Here is a 16,778-nt window from a genome sequence, read left to right as displayed (position 1 = left end):
GCCGGGGTAGACGTCACGGGACGCTTCGTTGAAGCCAGTCATGTCACGGCGGGTGCGGCGTCAATTGGGGCGGTGGTTTTCAACTGCCAACCGGCGCGCTAGGGCGGGGCATGAACGTCACTTATGATTCTGCAGCCGGCACCTTCACGATGGCGAATGGTGACTGGACAAACACCTATCCAATCTCGGACCTGCCGAAGTGGCTCGCATTTTACAGGAACCAGCAGGAGCTGTTTCCGCGCTATGCAGCGTCCTATCAAGGGTCAGTCGACGGCCTCGAAAAGCTGGCCGCGGAGCTTCGTTCCGACATGATGTGAATTGACTCCAAAAGGAGTTTGTTCCTATTTCGTTCTCATGCCACAGCCGAGCCGAACCACACCCTTTCCGCTGTCCAAGCTGAACGATGCCCGCGATTTGGTCGAGGTTCGGTGCGCTATGCAGGCGAGCTCACGTCTATTACCCGACGGACCTGATCCAACTGTTCGGCGACGTTGACGTCGATTCTCTTTCCGGTCGGATGAAGTGTGAGAGTGTCCCCGGCGGCCATGGGTTCCTCAAGGTCGAGCGCGTTTTCTCCGGTTCCAGGGAGATGGTCGGGAAGAAGATCCGGCGGCTTGGGCCATGCGCATCATTCAGCTCATCCATGACCGTCATCATTGCGAGGATGTCGCACCAGCCGCGGCCACCACAAACAAGCACTCTCATCACCATCTCCTTGACCGTATCAGCGGGTAGGGCGGCACAACAATTCTGTAACTGAATCAGTGGGCCAGTTCATTTGGAAGTTCGGGCGGACGTCCTTGATTCCACAATGAATTTTGCGGATTTGGCAATCCTGTCGGGATCGCCACTTAATTCAATGGCTTAAGTCGCGCCAGGCTCGGCCGCTTGGACAGATCGCCTGTTACGATCTTATGGAGAGCGCTGAGGGTAGGTCGAATTCGAAGGCCGACACCGTGGAGCTTTTCAAGGCATCCTCCCTCATGTTTCGAGGCGGAAGCTTGCCGATAATCGCTCGCAGTCGACGGTGGCGCATATCAGCAACCGTCAATGTTCCGACAATAGGTCATTCTGGCGCCAAGTGCCCTTGGCGGGTCGATTGCGCCTAAAAGAGCGCAGCGATGGCGCCGGCTATTCCGAAGGCTGCCAATGCGAGGATGGTGATCGGATAAACGACAAACGCGGCGACATCGCCGCCAGGCAACGACGTTCGGAAGTTTGCGAGCACAGGCAACAGGGCAACCGCGAGCAGGATAAAAATCGCGCTGACCGACAAAGCCACTTAGCTCTCCTTCCTGTTGCAGCGGACGCGGCCGCGTCATCGCAGCCGGAAGAGCGTTCTACAGTGCACAGTTCACGGCGACGACCACGTGCGCCACATCCTCGGCAGTCGCCGATCCTGTTGGCGTTCATTCTTCTGGGCAGCGGTCATCCCCAACGGAAAAGACCGCCCGGATGTTCCTCCCGATCCGGGCGGTCGCTTCAGGAGATCGCCTGCCGTCCTTCCATCTCCTGAAGTCTTATGTGCGTTCCGCACACCACGCTTCGGGCAGTGCACTTGGCTCGGCCATAGCCTGCCCCGTCTTAAGCGCATCCTCGAGGCAACAGGTGAAATACGCGGTTTCCGCAGTCGCCCCGAAGTGGTTGATGCGTATTCGGCCCTGGGACTTGCTCATGACGATGCCAACCATCCTCAGCCTTTCCTGCACGTCGCGATACTTCATCCCTCTCCACCCCCTTCATTTCACGTCAGAACACACGCCGGCCAACCTCCCTGGCGGCTGATATGAAGGCTCGGCGGGCGTCCGGGGGAGCCCGCAACCCATCGAGCACATCGCGACATATGCGAACGGCCGAACGGTATCGCGGGCCTGTGCAAGCCGGTCTTCGCAGTCGCAACCACTCCAGCGCTTCCCAGGCGGACGCTATCGTCCTGCGTCCGGCTCGGTTCTCGCGTGCTATCACCACCGGTGGGTTGAATTCCTTGTCCATGTTGAAACTCCCGGCGCGGGGCTATCCTTCGACCGCCGCCGAGGACGTCGTTTCGGGCACGCCGTCCATGGCTGCGAGCTTGTCAGCGCACATCACGGCAGCGCCTGCGACTTCCTCCGACCCGAACTGGCTCCAGCCGCCGTCTTTGACAAAGTCATCTCGTTGCCAGGAACTGAGAGCTTTCAGGTCGGTCAGTCTTTGGGCCGCATCGGTGCCACCGAGAAAGCGGTTCACACATTCCGTAGAGGCCAGTTCCGCCACGGCATCCCGCGCCGCCACCGTCGCCATAAGCCTCGCGGATCCGCCGGTAACCCAGCCTCCAGCAGTAAAACCGAATATCATCGTCAAGATAGCGCTGATCACAATTGACCAAGCCAAACTCTTCTTGCTTGGTCTGTAATCTGAAATCCTCTGATCCAAGGACTTCCGGTCATTGTTCGCCTGGTTCATTTCGGGCTCCTTCCGCATTGATTGCTGCGAGATTGAGCATTCACGAAGTGTAACACATTATTTCGATCTGTGGGGCCGCCCTCACGGGATCGTGAACAAGCGTTACTGTAGGGATATCATCAAAAAGTGAGCGTTCGCTTGGCGGCGCGCTCACAGGCCGCGAACGCGGCCCGCAACCTGCAGGCGCCGGCAGAGGCGGGCGCCAGAACCAGATGTCCGGGCGCCGCATCTTTCATCGGCGGCCAATCATGGCCATTTCGCGTGAAGGTGCGCGCCTGCCCCGTGGCGCGGGCCCATCCCGCGCCACTGACGCGACATGCAGATCAGTCGAGATGCTCCGGCATGTCTTTCAACTGGTCCTTCGTCCACGATGTCACCGCGTGGACCTCGCCATCCTCGTCGCGCATGAAATCGAGCTGGCTGACGGGCACCGCGACCGGTTTTGCGCCGATGCCGAGGAAGCCGCCGACATCGATGATCACCTGGGCCGTGCTGCCGGATCCGTGGACATGCGACACCGATCCGATGTCCTCGTCGTCGGGGCCATAGATGGTGGCGTCGGCAAGCAGATCGGGCGTGAGTTCGGCCTCGGTGAGGCGGACGTGATTGCTGTGGTCCATGACTGGTCTCCTCTTGGTGGGTGGATTGGCGAAACCATCCAGTCGGCGATCCGTTCCGACAAACCCACCGCGCGGCGACAATCGTGATCATGCAGCGGCGGCTGCGGGTGCCGGCTCGCGGTTCGATCCGGGCGGGGCTCGGCTGGGTGCTCACCCAACGATGGAACTTCGGCGCTGTTGTCGGGTTTAGACACTGCACATGTAGCCGGTTTCGTCCCTTTCCCGGCTGCGCATCCCAGAACCTGACGGCCTGCCGACGGAGACGTGGGCAGGCCTTTCTTTTTGGTGCATCAGCGCTTCAGCTTGCGCTGAAGCTTTTCGACGTCCTTGTGGGGCGCGGTGTCGGGCTGGTTTTCGTCGGCGTCCGGATTGGCTGACGGGTCGTCCCGCGTGTCTCGTGTCGGTTTGTCGTTGCGCGTCGGTTCGTTCCTGGGCGTCGGTTTGTCGTTGCGCGTCGGTTTGTCCTGGGGCGTCGGTTTCACCCTGGGCGTCGGATTGTCCGGGGGCAGTGCCGGCCTGGGTCCGGCTGGGCTTTGCCGCGTTGCTGTCTTGGCCATGGTGGGTCTCCGTTTCCTGTCAACAACCCGCCGTGCTCAGCTAGGGTTCCCCCACGCAGCGAAGGATGCCGCCCGGCTCAAAAAATGTGCGTCTGTAAAAGAGGCCCGTCTGGTTGCGGCTGAAGGCGATGTCAGCCGTCACCACCCGGTTTCCGGTCTGCGGGTGTCGTTCGACAGTGACGATGCGCATTTTGCCGGCAATCCTGCTCGCCACCTGCATGGTGGCGACCCGCGCGCCTGAGCCGCGGTCAGGCCAGTTGATCTGCAGCGTGACAGTATCGCCGCTGCGTCTGCCCGCAAGGCTGGCCGCACCGCGACGTGAACCGACATAGGTGCCGGAATAACGCGCCCCTTCGGCGCGCAGATCGACGCCGATGCGCCTGGAGAAGACGATTTTTGCCCGGCAATTGCCGTCCAGATTGAGCGAAGCGCCCTTGCTGCGTGATCGCAGCGTGCAGACGACCGGGACCGGCGCCGTATCAGGCCGCAGCCGGACCTGGCCGGAGCCCTGCCAACTGCCGGAAAGCGTTTGAAGAAAGTCCTTCTCCGTCGCAGGGGCCGCCGACAGCGACATCAGCGCCAGCGGGAGTGCCAACAATGCCTTGCTCATCTCTGCCCTCTCGAGGTCATGGGCCTGCCCTCTGCGCGAGACGACCGGCCGGTGGTCATGGATCATGCCGAAAGTGCCTGACGATTGGCCTTGTTGTCGGCCAGCGCCGTCAGGTCCTTGCAGCGGCGGAGGTCCCGGTAACCCCTTGGTCGGGACCCGGGACGTGTCATTGTCTGTCGTCGTCGCGGCAACGATCGACCGTGGTTCCCGACGGCAGCATCTGTTCGAGGCTGCGGATTCCGGTTTCGATCTCGGCCAGGTCGTCCCACGGCGTTTCACCGGGGTAGAGCGCCCGGTACAGGCTGCGCAGGCTGGCATCGAGGTTGCGCAGACGACCGATCTTCTCATCGATGGACAGGTCGGGGTTGTCGATGATTTCGGGCGGCAACATGGCGCTCACCTTTGCATGCACGTGTCGTGCCGGCCTCGGCCGGCAGGCATTTTCTCAGTAGCCGCCGATGATCGGCAGGATCTCGCCGGTGATGTAGCTGGAGCAGTGCGACGAGGCGAGGAACACATAGGCGGGGGCGATTTCCTCGGGCTGGGCCGGACGCTTCATCGCAGTCTTTGCGCCGAACTGCGCCACGTCCTGCGCCTGCTTGTCGGACGGGTTCAGCGGCGTCCACACCGGTCCGGGCGCGATGGCGTTGACGCGGATGCCGCGATCGACAAGGTTGGCGGCAAGCGCCCTGGTGAAGGCATGGATGCCGCCCTTGGTCATCGAATAGTCGACCAGCTCCTTGCTGCCCCTGATGCCGGTCACCGAGCCGGTGTTCAGGATGACGGCGCCTGGCCCCATATGCGCGAGCGCTGCCTTGGCCATGTGGAAATAGCCGTAGAGATTGACCTTGAGCGTGGTGTCGAAATGCGCCTCGGTGAGGTCGGCGATATCGGCCGAATGCACCTGGAAGGCGGCATTGTTGACGAGGATGTCGAGCTTGCCGAATTGCTTGACTGTCCTCGCCACCGCCTTGCGGCATGCGGCGGGCGAACTGACATCGCCGCGAAGCAGGATGCAGCTGCGGCCTTCCGCTTCGACGGCGAGCTTTGTCTGCTTCGCATCGACGTCTTCGCTGAGATAGCCGATGGCGATGTCGGCGCCCTCCCGCGCAAACAGCACCGCAACCGCTCGACCTATGCCTGAATCGCCGCCGGTGATCAGCGCGACCTTGCCGGCGAGCTTCTGCGAACCGAGATAATAGGGCGCGTCATACAGCGGCGCCGGCTCGACCGAGGTTTCGTGGCCGGGCTTCGGCAGATGCTGCTTCGGGAATGGCGGGGTCGGATACCGCCTGGCGCCGGCCTGCATCGCCTTGGGCGGTTTGACCTTGCGCTGCTGCCTGTCGTCCTTGTCGACCTTCGCCTGGATCGCGCGTTGCCTGCCTGCGGCGCGTGGCTGAGCGGCACCCATGGCTCAACTCTCCGCCTTGAATGTCCTGGCCAGCTCATCGAGCTTGCGGCGGTCGCGGCCATGGCGCCTGACAAGTTCGGCCGCCTGGAGCGGCGACAGGTCGCTGGTTTCCACCAGGTGCATGACGAGCTCGTCATCGGTGGGCAGGGTTGGGGTGGTCGGTTTCATGGTCGCGCCTCCGAATGGCTGTTGAGGGGGCGCCCCACAGCGCTGCCGGTTTGTTCGGCAGAGCTGCGGGGCTGTCGATCATGCGGCCAAGGCCTGTCGGTTGGCCTTGCTGTCGGCCAGCATGGTCAGATCCTTGTCGGTGGTCTCTTCCTCGGCCAGGGTGGCGGCGAAAAGCTCGGCCGCCTCCGGCATCTTCATGATTTCAGCCCAGCGGCGCAGCGTGCCGTAGCGGGTGATTTCATAATGCTCCACGGCCTGGGCAGCCGAGATCAGGCCGGCGTCGCCGGCCGCCGTGCCCTTGAACTCCTCAAGGATTTCCTCGCCTTCCTCGATGATGCCGTCGATCGCCGGGCAGGTCTTGCCCTGGGCGCGCTTGCCGATCAGCTCGAACACCTGCTGAAGCCGCTCGACATGGCCTTCGGTCTGGTCCCGGTGTTTCTCGAACGCCGCTTTCAATTCCATGGAACTGGCGCCGCGGGCCATCTTCGGCAACGCCTTCAGGATCTTGCGCTCCGCGTAGTAGATATCGCGCAGGGTGTCGTGGAAGAGGTCTTCAAGGCCCTTTTCTTTGGTCGGCATGGTTGGCTCCTGTGGTTGAGATCCCTCCGGGCCAGAACGACTGGTGGCGCTTACAGTTCCAGAGGATTCAGGAGATCCGCACCTCGCCGCCGCATCGGAACCCTCGTGCGCGCCGGTTGCAAGGAGACCAAGGTCATCCTGCTGGAGGACGGCAAGAGCTTCACTGTCGGCGCCGGCATTGCAGCGCCTGCTGCGCCTGCGGTCGGCAAGAAGGTGGTGGTCACCATGGATGGCGACGACATGGCCAAGGTCACGCAGGTGACGCTGTCGCCGCCGATGTGATCTGGTTCTCCAGATCGAGCCCCGCTGCCTTGAGGTGGCGGGGCTTTTTGCAATCCTGCACCAGGAAAGGCAGTCAGGGCTCTGTCGAACCAGTGGCGGCGCATTTGGACCAAGGGCGACATTCCCGTGGTCTTCACGCTGACGGCCAATAATCATGGGCCCGCCGAAATCCACCTCACACGGGGGGCTTGGATTGACCGCCCGTTCCGGCCCGCGCGGTACAACCTTATGTCGAATCCGCTGCGCGCCAAAAGCTGGAGTTGACAACGCGACAGGGCTGTCCTACATATCCATCATCGATATTTGCTTGCTGAGCTTTGGTTACCGCGCGTTTGGCACCGCGCCCTGAACGAACCTTTTCTTTCAAAAATCGCTATCACCATCCGCAGCGCTTCGGCGTTGTGGTCCACTTTATGCTATGAAAGGGTTCATCATGACCACTGGCACCGTTAAATGGTTTAATTCCACCAAAGGCTTCGGCTTCATCCAGCCCGACAATGGCGGCGCGGATGCGTTCGTTCACATCTCTGCCGTCGAGCGCGCCGGAATGCGCGAACTCGTCGAGGGCCAGAAGATCGGCTTCGAGATGGAGCGCGACAACAAGTCCGGCAAGATGTCCGCCTGCAATCTGCAGGCCGCCTGAGCCATCCAGTATCTGTCTCTCCGTTGACCACGGATGTACTGGCACTGTGAGAGCATGATACCGATCAAGGTCAGGCAGCCCGCCTGACCTTTTTTATTGCCGCGCACCCTATGCGGCCTCCCAATCGGAAAACCCATTGTTTCAGACACACAGCAAATCCCGCCAACAGGCGGAGATTGCCTTCAGCCGTGCGCAATCGCAATTTTTCGCACGCAACACCCCCCTCGATGTGGCGGACGTCCTCGTTCGCTCGCGCGAGGAAAAGACGCTCCGGCTTCGTCAGGCGCGCCTCGCAAAGGAACTGCATGATCGTGCAGGGGCGACCGCGATCGCTCCTGGCCAGGCAAGCCGGGACCAACGGACGGCAGCTGTCGCGAGACAGGTCTGACGCGGCGCCCTGTCATCCGCGCCTTGTCAGGCGGCTGCTCAAGCCCCGCGTGAACCAGGGCCCCGCGTGAACCAGGCCCCGCGTGAACATTGTCCAGGGCCGAGCCACCCAAAGGAATAGCCATGTCAGAAGACACCAATGAAATTCACGCGATCAACACCGCCTGGCAAATAGCGATCCAGGAGGTCCTGCGCATGGTCATCCGCGACATGTATCGCTCGGACGGGGAGGTCGCCTTCATGGCGCATATCAAGCGCATCGAAGAGGCGGCGGTCGACAGCATCTACACCGACCTGAGGCTGCGCGGCACGGACGACTGGACGACCATGCTGGTCAAGGAAAAGGCGAGCAATTTCGTGACCACCTTGCTGACATCGTTCACATTCGACCGGGCTTGATCTTGGCGACCGGGCTTGATCTTGGCGACCGGGCTTGATCTGACGACCGGGCTTGATCTGGCTGCGACGACCCGAACCGTCGGGCGTCGACCAGCGGAGATCGTGGCAAGGCGGATCCGTGCCTGAGCGTCTTTCCCGCGCAGTGCCAGACAACCCTCCGGCGTGCCTTCGCCCGGGGAACTTATCGAGGCGACCAGAGTTGTAGTGGCGAGCATGGCCTCCCCCCTCCGGTCATGCTCACACCAGGCCTGCCGGATGTGCCCCATCCGGCAGGCCTTTTCCATGGAACCTGTCATGAACTCGGCGATTGAGCTTGCGAGCGGGCAATTGTCCGTTGTGCAGGCTGCCACCGAGGAGGCGCCTGCTTTCTTCGCCAGCCAACTGGGTCGCGATCCCCGACAGGCAGAATTCAATGAACATCCTCCGGCAATCACCTGACGCTGAAGCCATCCGTCACGACCTCAGGCCGCTCAGGAAACGCATCGCCGGCCTCGACGATCGCGCCCTCTTCGATGCGGCTTGAACCAACGCATCCATGAGCGCGTCGGGATAGGTCTTTTCGGGACATAATTCGGCGATCAAGCATCGTGCCAGCGCATGAAGGTCGGATGGGTCGGTCGGCAACGGGATCATGCGGCGCAAGGCGCCGAGGACAATTTCGAAATCCAGTGCCGAGACGTTCGAGGAGCTGTTCACGGCTTCCCGCCCGCAATTGGGGCGGAAGCTTGAGGCCAACAGCCACTGCCATGCAGTATCAGGCAATTGGGGCGGCGTTTGCCGCAGCGACCATCTTTTGACGGCATTCTGGAGATTGTTTCACACAACTTGCGCGCAAGGCAAGCACCGCTATCGCCGCCGCTTCGGCGCAAAGCGCATGCGGAAATTCCGTCGGGCTTCATCATCATGGATCGTCTGGCACTGGTCCGCGGCGACCAGATTGGCCTCGGGCACGATGCGATCGAAGGCCTCTTCCATGCTGCGGATGCGATAGTAACGGTGGCCGTTGTCGCTGGGCAGTATCGTCTTGACGGTGAAGCTGTTGGGCGTGCCCAGGGGCACGCCGGCACGGGACCTGAGACTGACCGTCTCGTCGACGCTGAATGCGGCGGGCTGGCTCTGTTCAGGCATCTGTCCTGGCCATCTACCCGCGCGGGCGCTGCGTGATGATGGCGTCAAGTTTGCGGCGCGATGGACCATAGCGCCTGATCATCGCCGCGGCTTCGCCGCGCATCAGATCATATTTGCGCGCAAATTCCTCGATCTCATACTCCTGCCTCGAGACGAGCTTGCGGTCCTCAGCGGTTTTCTTCGGATCGTCCGGCATGTCGGCCTCCTGTATAAGAGCCTGTATTAGAGAGTGATGAAACGCGCATGCGGGCGAATCGATCCCTCGGCCGGCAGCTATGTGTGCTAGCCAAGCGGCCCTACCGGAAGATCGGGTCGCCAGCATCTCACCCTCGGCATCTAGCCCCTCGGCATTTCAAGGTTTTGCCGCCGCGTCGTAGACAAGACAGCGGCGGCTCACCGGTTCAGACTATGGGGGCCAGACTACGGGGGGCCAGACTACGGAGGGCCAGACTACGGCGCGATCAGACCACCGGAGGGATGCGGGTGGCGTAGCGCCGGCGTTCTTCTTCGATGTCCTTGGGCGAGTACGGGTCGGCCGTTTCGTCGAAGGCCGTCCAGCCGCCATCGGCATAGGCTGCCCGGCGCTCGCTGACATCGACTGGATTGGCGTTGTGCAGGATGGACCTTGCGGTGTCTTCTTCAGCGCCTTCGGTGACGCGTGCGGTCACCAGCGTGCCACCCCGTCGCACGCCTTCGGCGTAGACATGGGCGTCTTCGGCGGGGACGCCGGAATCGGTCAATGCCCCGATGAGACCGCCCGTCGCACCGCCTGCGAGTGCACCGGCCGCAGCACCTGCGGCGGTCGCCGCCAGCCAGCCGGCTGCCACCACCGGGCCAACCCCGGGGATTGCCATGACGCCGAGGCCGGCGAGCAGGCCGCCTGTGCCGCCAACAAGGGCGCCGATGCCCGCGCCGGTGCCGGCAGCGTCTGCCGTATCCGACGAACGGGCGTCATATGAACCGTCGACATTGCTCGCCACGACACTGATGTCGTCATGCGAAATGCCGGCTCGGTGCAGCTCTTCGACCGCTGCCTGTGCGTCGGAATAATGGTCGAACAATCCTGTCACACTTACCATGGTGATCTTCCTTCTACGTCCTGAAATGGGGTGAAAATGTTGGGCCCGGATTACTGGGCGACGACGTTGCCCTGGTAGTCGAGCGAAACGGCTGTTTCCTTGCCGTCCTTGGTCGCCTTGCCCTGCCAGATGCCGCTCTCGGCCTTGACCAGCGCCGTCACGTTCTGAAAGCCCGCCTCTTCGATCTTGGCCTTGGCTTGCGCTTCGGTGAAGCTGTTGGCGCCGGCTACCGGAGCCGTCGGATTGACAGTATCAGGCGTGGCGATGGCCGGCGTCTGAGGGTCGCTCGACGGCTGGGTCTGCGCCTGGGCATGGAAAGCCGTGGCAGCCAGAATGGCCGCGCTAAGTATAAGATTTTTCATTATTTTCTCCTGACTTGCGACAATAAAACCGTTGGCAGGACGATTGGTTCCCAAAAAGTGCCGGCACAATTTCGGCGCGCCGGCTCAGTCGGCCGCCTGGCATCCATGGCCGCTCGGACATATCAGCGGGGCGGCTCGGCGGGGCGGCCGGGATGTGGCCAATGCCGGCTCAGCCGGCGGGCGGCAGTGCCCACGCCAATTTCATATGTTGCGGCCAGACTTCATTTCGCGAGCCCCCGTTTCATTTCGTGAGCCCCAACTTCATTTCGAGAACCAAGGGAACCGCACCGGCGTCGCGGCATTGAGGGTGATGTGCGCACCCGCACCCCCTCTCCAAGGAATGAGCAATGGCCAAGTCAACGAACCGCGGCAAGATTGCCACGATCCATGACCAGAAACTCCAGCGCGGCGAAGGCGGCGAGCTGCACCAGCTGGCCGAAGGCGCAACCCCCGTGCTGACCACCGCCCAGGGTGGCCCGGTCTCAGATGACCAGAATTCGCTGAAGATCGGCGCACGCGGACCCACCGCGCTGGAAGACTTCCACCTGCGCGAGAAGATCTTCCATTTCGACCATGAGCGCATTCCCGAGCGCGTGGTGCATGCCCGCGGCTACGGCGCGCATGGCTATTTCGAGACCTACAAGTCGCTGGCAAAATACACCCGCGCCGACATCTTCCAGCGTGCCGGTGAGAAGACCCCGGCCTTTGTCCGCTTCTCCACCGTCGCCGGCAGCAAGGGTTCGGTCGACCTGGCGCGCGACGTCCGCGGCTTTGCCGTCAAGCTCTACACCCAGGAGGGCAACTGGGACATCGTCGGCAACAACATCCCGGTGTTCTTCATCCAGGATGCGATCAAGTTTCCCGACATCATCCATGCGGTGAAGCCCGAGCCGGACAGCGGCTTTCCACAGGCGCAATCGGCCCACGACAATTTCTGGGACTTCATTTCGCTGACGCCCGAGAGCATGCACATGATCATGTGGGTGATGTCCGACCGGGCGATCCCGCGTTCGTTCAGGTTCATGGAGGGTTTCGGCGTCCATACCTTCCGGATGGTCAACGCCAGGGATGAATCGACCTTCGTCAAGTTCCACTGGAAGCCGAAGCTCGGCCTCCAGTCCGTGGTCTGGAACGAGGCGGTGAAGATCAACGGCGCCGATCCCGATTTCCATCGCCGCGACCTCTGGGACGCGATCAAGGCCGGCAATTTTCCGGAGTGGGAACTGCAGGTCCAGCTGTTCGACCAGGAGTTCGCCGACAGCTTCGACTTCGACGTGCTCGACGCCACCAAGCTCATTCCCGAAGAGCTGCTGCCGCCTGTCCCGGTCGGCCGCCTGGTGCTCGATCGCATGCCCGACAACTTCTTTGCCGAGACCGAGCAGGTGGCGTTCATGACGCAGAATGTGCCGCCCGGCATCGACTTCTCCAACGACCCGCTGCTGCAGGGGCGCAACTTTTCCTATCTCGACACCCAGATCAAAAGGCTGGGCAGCACCAACTTCACCCATATTCCGATCAATGCGCCCAAATGCCCGTTCCACCACTTCCAGCAGGACGGTCACATGGCCATGCGCAACCCGGTCGGCCGCGCCAACTACCAGCCGAATTCCTGGGGCGAGGGACCGCGCGAATCCCCGCAAGCCGGGTTCCGCTCCTTTGCCGACGTCGAGAGCGGGCCCAAGCAGCGGCTGCGCGCCGAAAGCTTCGCCGATCACTACAGCCAGGCCAGACAATTCTACCTGAGCCAGACCCCGCCGGAGCAGGCCCATATCGCAGCGGCGCTGACCTTCGAACTCGCCAAGGTCAAGACGCCGGTCATCCGTGAGCGCATGGTGTCGCATCTGGTCAATGTCGATCGCGGCCTGGCCAACGGCGTCGCCGCCAATCTGGGCTTGCAGTCGATGCCCAAGGCGGCCGACGCTGCAATGCCAACGCGCCAGGATCTCGAGCCGGCAGCCTCGCTCAGCATTCTCGCCAAGGGACCCGAGCGCTTCGAAGGACGAAAACTCGGCATTCTCGTCACCGACGGCACCGATGCCGCCCTGCTTTCGGCGCTCAAGGACGCGATCGCCAAGGCCGGGGCCAGCTGCGAGATCATCGCGCCGAAGGTCGGCGGGGCCAAGTTGAGCGACGGCAGCCTGGTGCCGGCGGACCAGATGATCGCCGGGGCGCCCTCGGTGCTCTATGACGCGGTCGCGCTGCTGCCGGACGAGAAGACGATGCCAGCCTTGTCGGACAATCCCGATGTTCGTGACTTTGTGTCCGATGCTTTCGCACACTGCAAGTTCATCGGCCATGTCACGGCTGCCAAGGGGCTGGTTGAGAAGGTTTGCGGCAACGGCGCACTGGAAGATGAGGGCGTCATCCGCCTTGCCACGCCGCAGGACATGCCGGCTTTCGTCGAGGCTCTGGGCAGATTGCGGGTGTGGAAGAGAGAAGCGCGCTGACGCATGTCAGACGCAGGCGAGCGCGCCCCGTTGGCCCGCTCGCCTTGGCCGCTGCCGGCGCGTATCCTCTAGAGCGTTTCCGCTTTTCTTCGAATCGCGGAATCTCTCTATCTTCTTGTTTTTGCGCAATTCCTGACGGAAAACCGCTGCACACTTTTCCTGGAATTGCTCTAGCGCAGAAGCCCGGCCGATCGCAGCGCATCCTCGATTGTCCTGGTGATCCCCTCGGCGCGGGCCGGCTTGTCGGGAGCCGCTGCTCTTTCTCGTTTTTGCGGCAGCAGGATCTCGACCTGCGGATCTGCGATTTGCCAGAATTGCGCGATGCGCTGCGTCGACGAGATGCCGGCGTCGATCATGAACGGGCCGGGGGTCCCGATGCCGTTTGCAGCCAGCGGCGTGCCGTGCCCCATGCCTTTGATGCGATACTGTTCGATCACCTCCCGTCCCGAGCCGTCTTTCCAGACGCGACGGCTGTGGCCGTCGACCATGGTCGTCGACGGCGGCGCTTCATCGTCGATGCCGTGAATGGTTCGCCATTGGCCGATGATGTCGTCGGCGTTTGATCCGACGACGATCTGGTCGGCCGAGCCGTGCCAGACGGAGAGCGTCGGCCATGGGCCCGTGTGGGGCGAGGCGGCGCGCAGCAGCTGCTGAAGCCGCGCCTGCGAGCGGCTGCCATGGCCGCGCATGCGGTCGAAGGCCGTCGGGATCGAATTGGCCGTGCCAAAGGGCAAGCCGGCGATGATGGCGCCGCCGGCAAACACCTCCGGGTAGGTCGCCAGCATCACCGACGTCATCGCGCCGCCGGCCGAAAGCCCGGTGATGAAGATCCGGCTGCGATCAAGCCGATGCGCCAGGACCATCGCCTCGATCATCTGGCGGATCGACAGAGCTTCGCCGCCGTTGCGCATCATGTCGCCCGGCTCGAACCAGTTGAAGCAGAGATTGGCATTGTTGGACCGCTGCTGCTCCGGAAACAGCAGCGCGAAGCCCTGGCTGTCGGCAAGGGCGGACCAGCCGGTGCCATGGTCGTAGCCCGACGCGGTCTGGGTGCAGCCGTGAAGCACGACGACCAGCGGCGCTGACCCAGGCAGGTTCTCCGGAACATGGCTTCTGGCTCGCAGGGCACCGGGGTTCGAGCCGAAGTTCACCAGATCCCTGAGCGGGTCGTCATGCCGCTCCGGCGCGACCGTTTGCGCACGGCGTGCTGCCAGGCGCGAGATCGTATCAGAGAGGTTTCTCATGGCGGTGTCCTGTTTCCGCAGCCCTGACCGGACCGCGCGCCCTCCACAACGCCGATGAGCGCCTATCGTTGCTGCACTGCACAATAAATCGCGCGGCGCAGTTTCCAGCCGGGCAGGCGCGACAAAGGCCTGCTGAGGCCGCCGCCTCAACAGGCCTTGGCCGGGCAGGCTGGCTGGCTGATGCTGATCTGGGTGGCGGGCAGGGCTGTTCGCGACCTCTGTCTCCCCGAACGCGCCCCGCACGATCCGGAATCCGAAGACCTTGTGGGCCTGGCCGCTGGTGGCAGCGGCCAGACGGCTTGGCGGTTTCTCAGGGTCTGGTGTTGTCGGCGCCTGCGCCACCTTCCGCTCGCGCTGGCCACGTCCACAGGTGGAAGTCGCCAGAAGACCTGTCCTGCACGATGCGCTGCCAGAGCCGGTCGACCGCCCGCTGGATGCGCGCTTGGGTCAGGCCGAGATGTTGTGCCGCCTGCGCCGGCGATGCCGGGTCCCAGGCAAGGCGGTCTTGCGTGTTCGACATCAGGACGTCGACGAGCGCGTCCCTGACTTTATGCATCGGTCATCCCAAGGCTTTGGTGACAAGCACCTGGGGCCAAGGCGCAGCCTCAGACCTGGGCCGACGCCCGGCCTCGCAGCCATGTGCGGCAACAGCTCCAACACAAGTCCGATTGCTCCGGCATCGGCAAAGACCAGGCCGATGTTCTCCACGATCCCAAAACCGCCGTCGAACGGCCGAGGGCGAAACAACGGTCGTTGCCCCCGGGGGCGCCGCCAGGCGGATCATGTCTCCGGCACCATTTCAGTTTCACGGCGGCGCCAGCCGATGCTGGCAAAGGCGATGGCCGCGGCGATGCCCAGCACAATGGCGATGGCCAGCGCAGGCCAGGTGCCGAAACGCGCCATCAGCACTGAAAAGACAAACGGAGCCAGTGCCGATACGATCAACCGGATCGACGATATCTTGCCCAGCAACGCGCCATATCCCTCGGAGCCGAACAGGGCGAGCGGCAGGGACCCCTGGACGATGCTGGTCAATCCCGACCCGAGGCCGAAAAGGATGGCGAAAGCCGCCGCACCCCAGATCCAGGGAGCCGACACCAGCAAGGTCGACAAGCCGGCGACGAGGAAAGCGGCGGAGATCACCGCCAGCACCAGCTGCGACAGCCCGCGGCCGGCCAGCATGTTGATGAAGCGGCTGAACACCTGGGCAGGGCCGAACAGCGTGCCCACCAGCACAGCACTCGCCCCAAGCCCGACGGCGCTGAGCAGCGGAACCATGTGGACGAGCAGCGCCGACAGGACGAAGCCTTCGAGCGCGAATCCCAGGCCCATCAGGGTGAACGCCCGGCGCCGATCCCAGGAGGCGACGCTTCCTGCGATCGCTGCCACGGCTCTGGCCCTGTCCTTGCCGCCGCGGCGATCGGCGTTCATCGCGCGTGCCAGCCAGCAGTGAAACGGCAGGCACGCCACCAGATGCAGGACGGCGAAGGCGAGATAGACCTGCCGCCATGTCAGATGCGCGTGCAGTTCGGTGGTGATCGGCCAGAACAGGGTCGAGGCAAAACCGGCAATCAATGTCAGATGGGTGATGCTCTTCTGGCCGCTTTGCGGCGTGATCTGCACCAGGGCCGCAAAGGCCGCGTTGTAGAGGACGAAGGCCGAGGCGATCTCCATGACGATCATGCCGGCGACGAAGGTCAGGCGATCGGGTGCGAGCCCGCACAGGACCAGCGACAAGGCCGCGACCAGCGAGCCCAGGGCCATCATCGCACCCGCGCCATGGCGATCGATGCGGCGGCCGATGGACGGCGCGGCGAGACCGCCGATCAGCAAGGCGGCGGAAAAGACTGCGAATACCCATTCCTGCGTCCAGCCGAAATCCCTGGCCATCCCGGGCGCGAGGATGCTGAAGCTGTAATAGAGCGTGCCGTAGCCGATGATCTGGGTCAGGCCGAGGCCCCAGATGACGGTGCTGCGGCGCTGTTCAGTTGAAACGGGCGGTGCCATTTTTCCATCTTTCCGGGATTATCGAAATAGCTGTCAAAAAACTATGCTGCGTTGTCTTTCGTCTGGGGGGAGCGAACGTCGGCGCAGCATTCGTCGGAGAGGAAACCGAGAAGGCCGTTCATTGCGGCGTAATTGGCACGGCAGATCAGTGTTGTTGCCTGGCGCTCCTGCCCAACGAGACCAGTGGCGATCAGTCGATGCAGATGATGGGAGAGGGTCGATGCGGCAATGCCGATCCTCTCCTGCAGATGGCCGACAGCGAGCCCCTGTTCGCCGGCGCGGACGAGGGCTCGGTAAATCCGTAGTCGCGTCGGGTTGCCGAGCGCTTCGAGCTGGGTAGCTGCTGTTTCGAGTTTCATGGAAATAGCTAGCGCCCACCGCGTGGCAACGTCAATGGGTATTTCGAGAATGAT

General features: G+C 63.0%; 25 protein-coding genes. 7 read left to right on the top strand and 18 right to left on the bottom strand.

Features of this window, described 5'->3' with window-relative positions; all coding sequences use genetic code 11:
• Positions 1 to 110: 110 nt before the first annotated feature.
• Positions 111 to 317: a hypothetical protein gene (locus HNQ95_RS23185; protein ID WP_182575326.1), complete on the top strand. Its 207-nt coding sequence runs from the start codon at positions 111 to 113 to the stop codon at positions 315 to 317.
• Positions 318 to 1,105: 788 nt separating this feature from the next.
• Here HNQ95_RS23185 and HNQ95_RS23180 read toward each other — a convergent pair.
• The 10 genes from HNQ95_RS23180 to HNQ95_RS23135 all read right to left on the bottom strand — a co-directional run bounded on the left by HNQ95_RS23180 (position 1,106) and on the right by HNQ95_RS23135 (position 6,387).
• On the bottom strand, positions 1,106 to 1,282 hold the full coding sequence (locus HNQ95_RS23180; RefSeq protein ID WP_157097132.1) for a hypothetical protein: 177 nt from the start codon (positions 1,280 to 1,282) through the stop codon (positions 1,106 to 1,108).
• 467 nt (positions 1,283 to 1,749) lie between these two features.
• Positions 1,750 to 1,992, bottom strand: a complete 243-nt coding sequence (locus HNQ95_RS23175; RefSeq protein WP_083948634.1) for a DUF982 domain-containing protein — start codon at positions 1,990 to 1,992, stop codon at positions 1,750 to 1,752.
• 21 nt (positions 1,993 to 2,013) lie between these two features.
• Positions 2,014 to 2,442: a hypothetical protein gene (locus HNQ95_RS23170; protein WP_067966828.1), complete on the bottom strand. Its 429-nt coding sequence runs from the start codon at positions 2,440 to 2,442 to the stop codon at positions 2,014 to 2,016.
• A gap of 323 nt (positions 2,443 to 2,765) precedes the next feature.
• The gene (locus HNQ95_RS23165) at positions 2,766 to 3,062 is read right to left on the bottom strand and encodes a PRC-barrel domain-containing protein (RefSeq protein WP_182575327.1); all 297 of its coding nucleotides are present in this window, start codon (positions 3,060 to 3,062) and stop codon (positions 2,766 to 2,768) included.
• Between the two features lie 290 nt (positions 3,063 to 3,352).
• Entirely contained in the window at positions 3,353 to 3,619 is a 267-nt protein-coding gene (locus HNQ95_RS23160; protein WP_182575328.1) for a hypothetical protein, read from the bottom strand.
• A gap of 40 nt (positions 3,620 to 3,659) precedes the next feature.
• Positions 3,660 to 4,229 (bottom strand): hypothetical protein, encoded by a 570-nt coding sequence (locus HNQ95_RS23155; RefSeq protein ID WP_154385157.1) that lies wholly within the window; start codon positions 4,227 to 4,229, stop codon positions 3,660 to 3,662.
• A 166-nt stretch (positions 4,230 to 4,395) separates the two neighbouring features.
• Positions 4,396 to 4,620 (bottom strand): hypothetical protein, encoded by a 225-nt coding sequence (locus tag HNQ95_RS23150; protein WP_154385158.1) that lies wholly within the window; start codon positions 4,618 to 4,620, stop codon positions 4,396 to 4,398.
• Between the two features lie 54 nt (positions 4,621 to 4,674).
• Positions 4,675 to 5,640 carry an SDR family oxidoreductase gene (locus tag HNQ95_RS23145; RefSeq protein WP_182575329.1) on the bottom strand — a complete coding sequence of 322 codons (966 nt, stop codon included), beginning with the start codon at positions 5,638 to 5,640 and terminating at the stop codon, positions 4,675 to 4,677.
• Between the two features lie 3 nt (positions 5,641 to 5,643).
• Positions 5,644 to 5,808: a hypothetical protein gene (locus tag HNQ95_RS23140; RefSeq protein ID WP_182575330.1), complete on the bottom strand. Its 165-nt coding sequence runs from the start codon at positions 5,806 to 5,808 to the stop codon at positions 5,644 to 5,646.
• Positions 5,809 to 5,886: 78 nt separating this feature from the next.
• Positions 5,887 to 6,387 (bottom strand): YciE/YciF ferroxidase family protein, encoded by a 501-nt coding sequence (locus HNQ95_RS23135; RefSeq protein ID WP_067963879.1) that lies wholly within the window; start codon positions 6,385 to 6,387, stop codon positions 5,887 to 5,889.
• A gap of 105 nt (positions 6,388 to 6,492) precedes the next feature.
• Between HNQ95_RS23135 and HNQ95_RS23130 the strand changes: the two genes are divergently transcribed.
• The 5 genes from HNQ95_RS23130 (at position 6,493) to HNQ95_RS23110 (ending at position 8,536) form a co-directional block, all read left to right on the top strand.
• A complete protein-coding gene (locus HNQ95_RS23130; protein ID WP_182575331.1) occupies positions 6,493 to 6,669 on the top strand; it encodes a hypothetical protein in 177 nt (58 codons plus the stop codon).
• A 433-nt stretch (positions 6,670 to 7,102) separates the two neighbouring features.
• A complete protein-coding gene (locus HNQ95_RS23125) occupies positions 7,103 to 7,312 on the top strand; it encodes a cold-shock protein (protein ID WP_067966826.1) in 210 nt (69 codons plus the stop codon).
• A gap of 136 nt (positions 7,313 to 7,448) precedes the next feature.
• Entirely contained in the window at positions 7,449 to 7,700 is a 252-nt protein-coding gene (locus tag HNQ95_RS23120) for a hypothetical protein (protein WP_182585829.1), read from the top strand.
• A 122-nt stretch (positions 7,701 to 7,822) separates the two neighbouring features.
• Positions 7,823 to 8,098, top strand: a complete 276-nt coding sequence (locus tag HNQ95_RS23115) for a hypothetical protein (protein ID WP_067963875.1) — start codon at positions 7,823 to 7,825, stop codon at positions 8,096 to 8,098.
• Positions 8,099 to 8,392: 294 nt separating this feature from the next.
• Positions 8,393 to 8,536 carry a hypothetical protein gene (locus tag HNQ95_RS23110; protein ID WP_182575332.1) on the top strand — a complete coding sequence of 48 codons (144 nt, stop codon included), beginning with the start codon at positions 8,393 to 8,395 and terminating at the stop codon, positions 8,534 to 8,536.
• A gap of 408 nt (positions 8,537 to 8,944) precedes the next feature.
• Here the strand turns inward: HNQ95_RS23110 and HNQ95_RS23105 are convergent, their stop codons facing one another.
• The 4 genes from HNQ95_RS23105 to HNQ95_RS23090 all read right to left on the bottom strand — a co-directional run bounded on the left by HNQ95_RS23105 (position 8,945) and on the right by HNQ95_RS23090 (position 10,667).
• Positions 8,945 to 9,226, bottom strand: coding sequence for a hypothetical protein (locus tag HNQ95_RS23105; protein ID WP_182575333.1), 282 nt, complete (start codon positions 9,224 to 9,226; stop codon positions 8,945 to 8,947).
• Positions 9,227 to 9,239: 13 nt separating this feature from the next.
• Positions 9,240 to 9,422 (bottom strand): DUF3606 domain-containing protein, encoded by a 183-nt coding sequence (locus HNQ95_RS23100; protein ID WP_115732748.1) that lies wholly within the window; start codon positions 9,420 to 9,422, stop codon positions 9,240 to 9,242.
• Between the two features lie 265 nt (positions 9,423 to 9,687).
• Positions 9,688 to 10,305 carry a general stress protein gene (locus HNQ95_RS23095; protein ID WP_115732747.1) on the bottom strand — a complete coding sequence of 206 codons (618 nt, stop codon included), beginning with the start codon at positions 10,303 to 10,305 and terminating at the stop codon, positions 9,688 to 9,690.
• Between the two features lie 50 nt (positions 10,306 to 10,355).
• Positions 10,356 to 10,667: a PepSY domain-containing protein gene (locus tag HNQ95_RS23090; RefSeq protein WP_115732746.1), complete on the bottom strand. Its 312-nt coding sequence runs from the start codon at positions 10,665 to 10,667 to the stop codon at positions 10,356 to 10,358.
• A 347-nt stretch (positions 10,668 to 11,014) separates the two neighbouring features.
• On the opposite strand from HNQ95_RS23090, the gene katE reads away from it, so the two are divergent.
• Positions 11,015 to 13,114, top strand: coding sequence for a catalase (katE, locus tag HNQ95_RS23085; protein WP_182575334.1), 2,100 nt, complete (start codon positions 11,015 to 11,017; stop codon positions 13,112 to 13,114).
• 170 nt (positions 13,115 to 13,284) lie between these two features.
• Here katE and HNQ95_RS23080 read toward each other — a convergent pair whose 3' ends face one another.
• The 4 genes from HNQ95_RS23080 to HNQ95_RS23065 form a co-directional block, all read right to left on the bottom strand.
• Positions 13,285 to 14,358: an extracellular catalytic domain type 1 short-chain-length polyhydroxyalkanoate depolymerase gene (locus HNQ95_RS23080; protein WP_182575335.1), complete on the bottom strand. Its 1,074-nt coding sequence runs from the start codon at positions 14,356 to 14,358 to the stop codon at positions 13,285 to 13,287.
• Between the two features lie 310 nt (positions 14,359 to 14,668).
• Positions 14,669 to 14,914, bottom strand: coding sequence for a hypothetical protein (locus HNQ95_RS23075; RefSeq protein WP_182575336.1), 246 nt, complete (start codon positions 14,912 to 14,914; stop codon positions 14,669 to 14,671).
• Positions 14,915 to 15,138: 224 nt separating this feature from the next.
• Positions 15,139 to 16,365 carry an arsenite efflux MFS transporter ArsK gene (gene arsK / locus HNQ95_RS23070; protein WP_182575337.1) on the bottom strand — a complete coding sequence of 409 codons (1,227 nt, stop codon included), beginning with the start codon at positions 16,363 to 16,365 and terminating at the stop codon, positions 15,139 to 15,141.
• Positions 16,366 to 16,406: 41 nt separating this feature from the next.
• The gene (locus tag HNQ95_RS23065) at positions 16,407 to 16,724 is read right to left on the bottom strand and encodes an ArsR/SmtB family transcription factor (protein ID WP_067963858.1); all 318 of its coding nucleotides are present in this window, start codon (positions 16,722 to 16,724) and stop codon (positions 16,407 to 16,409) included.
• Between the last annotated feature and the right edge of the window lie 54 nt (positions 16,725 to 16,778).

Origin of the sequence: Aminobacter ciceronei, assembly GCF_014138625.1 — a bacterium.
Taxonomy (GTDB): domain Bacteria; phylum Pseudomonadota; class Alphaproteobacteria; order Rhizobiales; family Rhizobiaceae; genus Aminobacter; species Aminobacter ciceronei.
The sequence above is the reverse complement of the archived record's forward strand: the minus strand, read 5'-3'. Positions and strand labels throughout refer to the sequence as shown.

Excerpts from the sequence above, each read along its gene's own strand:
- HNQ95_RS23185 (WP_182575326.1), top strand. The coding sequence starts at position 111 with ATGAACGTCACTTATGATTCTGCAGCCGGCACCTTCACGATGGCGAAT.
- HNQ95_RS23175 (WP_083948634.1), bottom strand. The coding sequence starts at position 1,992 with ATGGACAAGGAATTCAACCCACCGGTGGTGATAGCACGCGAGAACCGA.
- HNQ95_RS23170 (WP_067966828.1), bottom strand. The coding sequence starts at position 2,442 with ATGAACCAGGCGAACAATGACCGGAAGTCCTTGGATCAGAGGATTTCA.
- HNQ95_RS23165 (WP_182575327.1), bottom strand. The coding sequence starts at position 3,062 with ATGGACCACAGCAATCACGTCCGCCTCACCGAGGCCGAACTCACGCCC.
- HNQ95_RS23160 (WP_182575328.1), bottom strand. The coding sequence starts at position 3,619 with ATGGCCAAGACAGCAACGCGGCAAAGCCCAGCCGGACCCAGGCCGGCA.
- HNQ95_RS23155 (WP_154385157.1), bottom strand. The coding sequence starts at position 4,229 with ATGAGCAAGGCATTGTTGGCACTCCCGCTGGCGCTGATGTCGCTGTCG.
- HNQ95_RS23150 (WP_154385158.1), bottom strand. The coding sequence starts at position 4,620 with ATGTTGCCGCCCGAAATCATCGACAACCCCGACCTGTCCATCGATGAG.
- HNQ95_RS23145 (WP_182575329.1), bottom strand. The coding sequence starts at position 5,640 with ATGGGTGCCGCTCAGCCACGCGCCGCAGGCAGGCAACGCGCGATCCAG.
- HNQ95_RS23140 (WP_182575330.1), bottom strand. The coding sequence starts at position 5,808 with ATGAAACCGACCACCCCAACCCTGCCCACCGATGACGAGCTCGTCATG.
- HNQ95_RS23135 (WP_067963879.1), bottom strand. The coding sequence starts at position 6,387 with ATGCCGACCAAAGAAAAGGGCCTTGAAGACCTCTTCCACGACACCCTG.
- HNQ95_RS23125 (WP_067966826.1), top strand. The coding sequence starts at position 7,103 with ATGACCACTGGCACCGTTAAATGGTTTAATTCCACCAAAGGCTTCGGC.
- HNQ95_RS23115 (WP_067963875.1), top strand. The coding sequence starts at position 7,823 with ATGTCAGAAGACACCAATGAAATTCACGCGATCAACACCGCCTGGCAA.
- HNQ95_RS23110 (WP_182575332.1), top strand. The coding sequence starts at position 8,393 with ATGAACTCGGCGATTGAGCTTGCGAGCGGGCAATTGTCCGTTGTGCAG.
- HNQ95_RS23105 (WP_182575333.1), bottom strand. The coding sequence starts at position 9,226 with ATGCCTGAACAGAGCCAGCCCGCCGCATTCAGCGTCGACGAGACGGTC.
- HNQ95_RS23100 (WP_115732748.1), bottom strand. The coding sequence starts at position 9,422 with ATGCCGGACGATCCGAAGAAAACCGCTGAGGACCGCAAGCTCGTCTCG.
- HNQ95_RS23095 (WP_115732747.1), bottom strand. The coding sequence starts at position 10,305 with ATGGTAAGTGTGACAGGATTGTTCGACCATTATTCCGACGCACAGGCA.
- HNQ95_RS23090 (WP_115732746.1), bottom strand. The coding sequence starts at position 10,667 with ATGAAAAATCTTATACTTAGCGCGGCCATTCTGGCTGCCACGGCTTTC.
- katE (WP_182575334.1), top strand. The coding sequence starts at position 11,015 with ATGGCCAAGTCAACGAACCGCGGCAAGATTGCCACGATCCATGACCAG.
- HNQ95_RS23080 (WP_182575335.1), bottom strand. The coding sequence starts at position 14,358 with ATGAGAAACCTCTCTGATACGATCTCGCGCCTGGCAGCACGCCGTGCG.
- HNQ95_RS23075 (WP_182575336.1), bottom strand. The coding sequence starts at position 14,914 with ATGCATAAAGTCAGGGACGCGCTCGTCGACGTCCTGATGTCGAACACG.
- arsK (WP_182575337.1), bottom strand. The coding sequence starts at position 16,365 with ATGGCACCGCCCGTTTCAACTGAACAGCGCCGCAGCACCGTCATCTGG.
- HNQ95_RS23065 (WP_067963858.1), bottom strand. The coding sequence starts at position 16,724 with ATGAAACTCGAAACAGCAGCTACCCAGCTCGAAGCGCTCGGCAACCCG.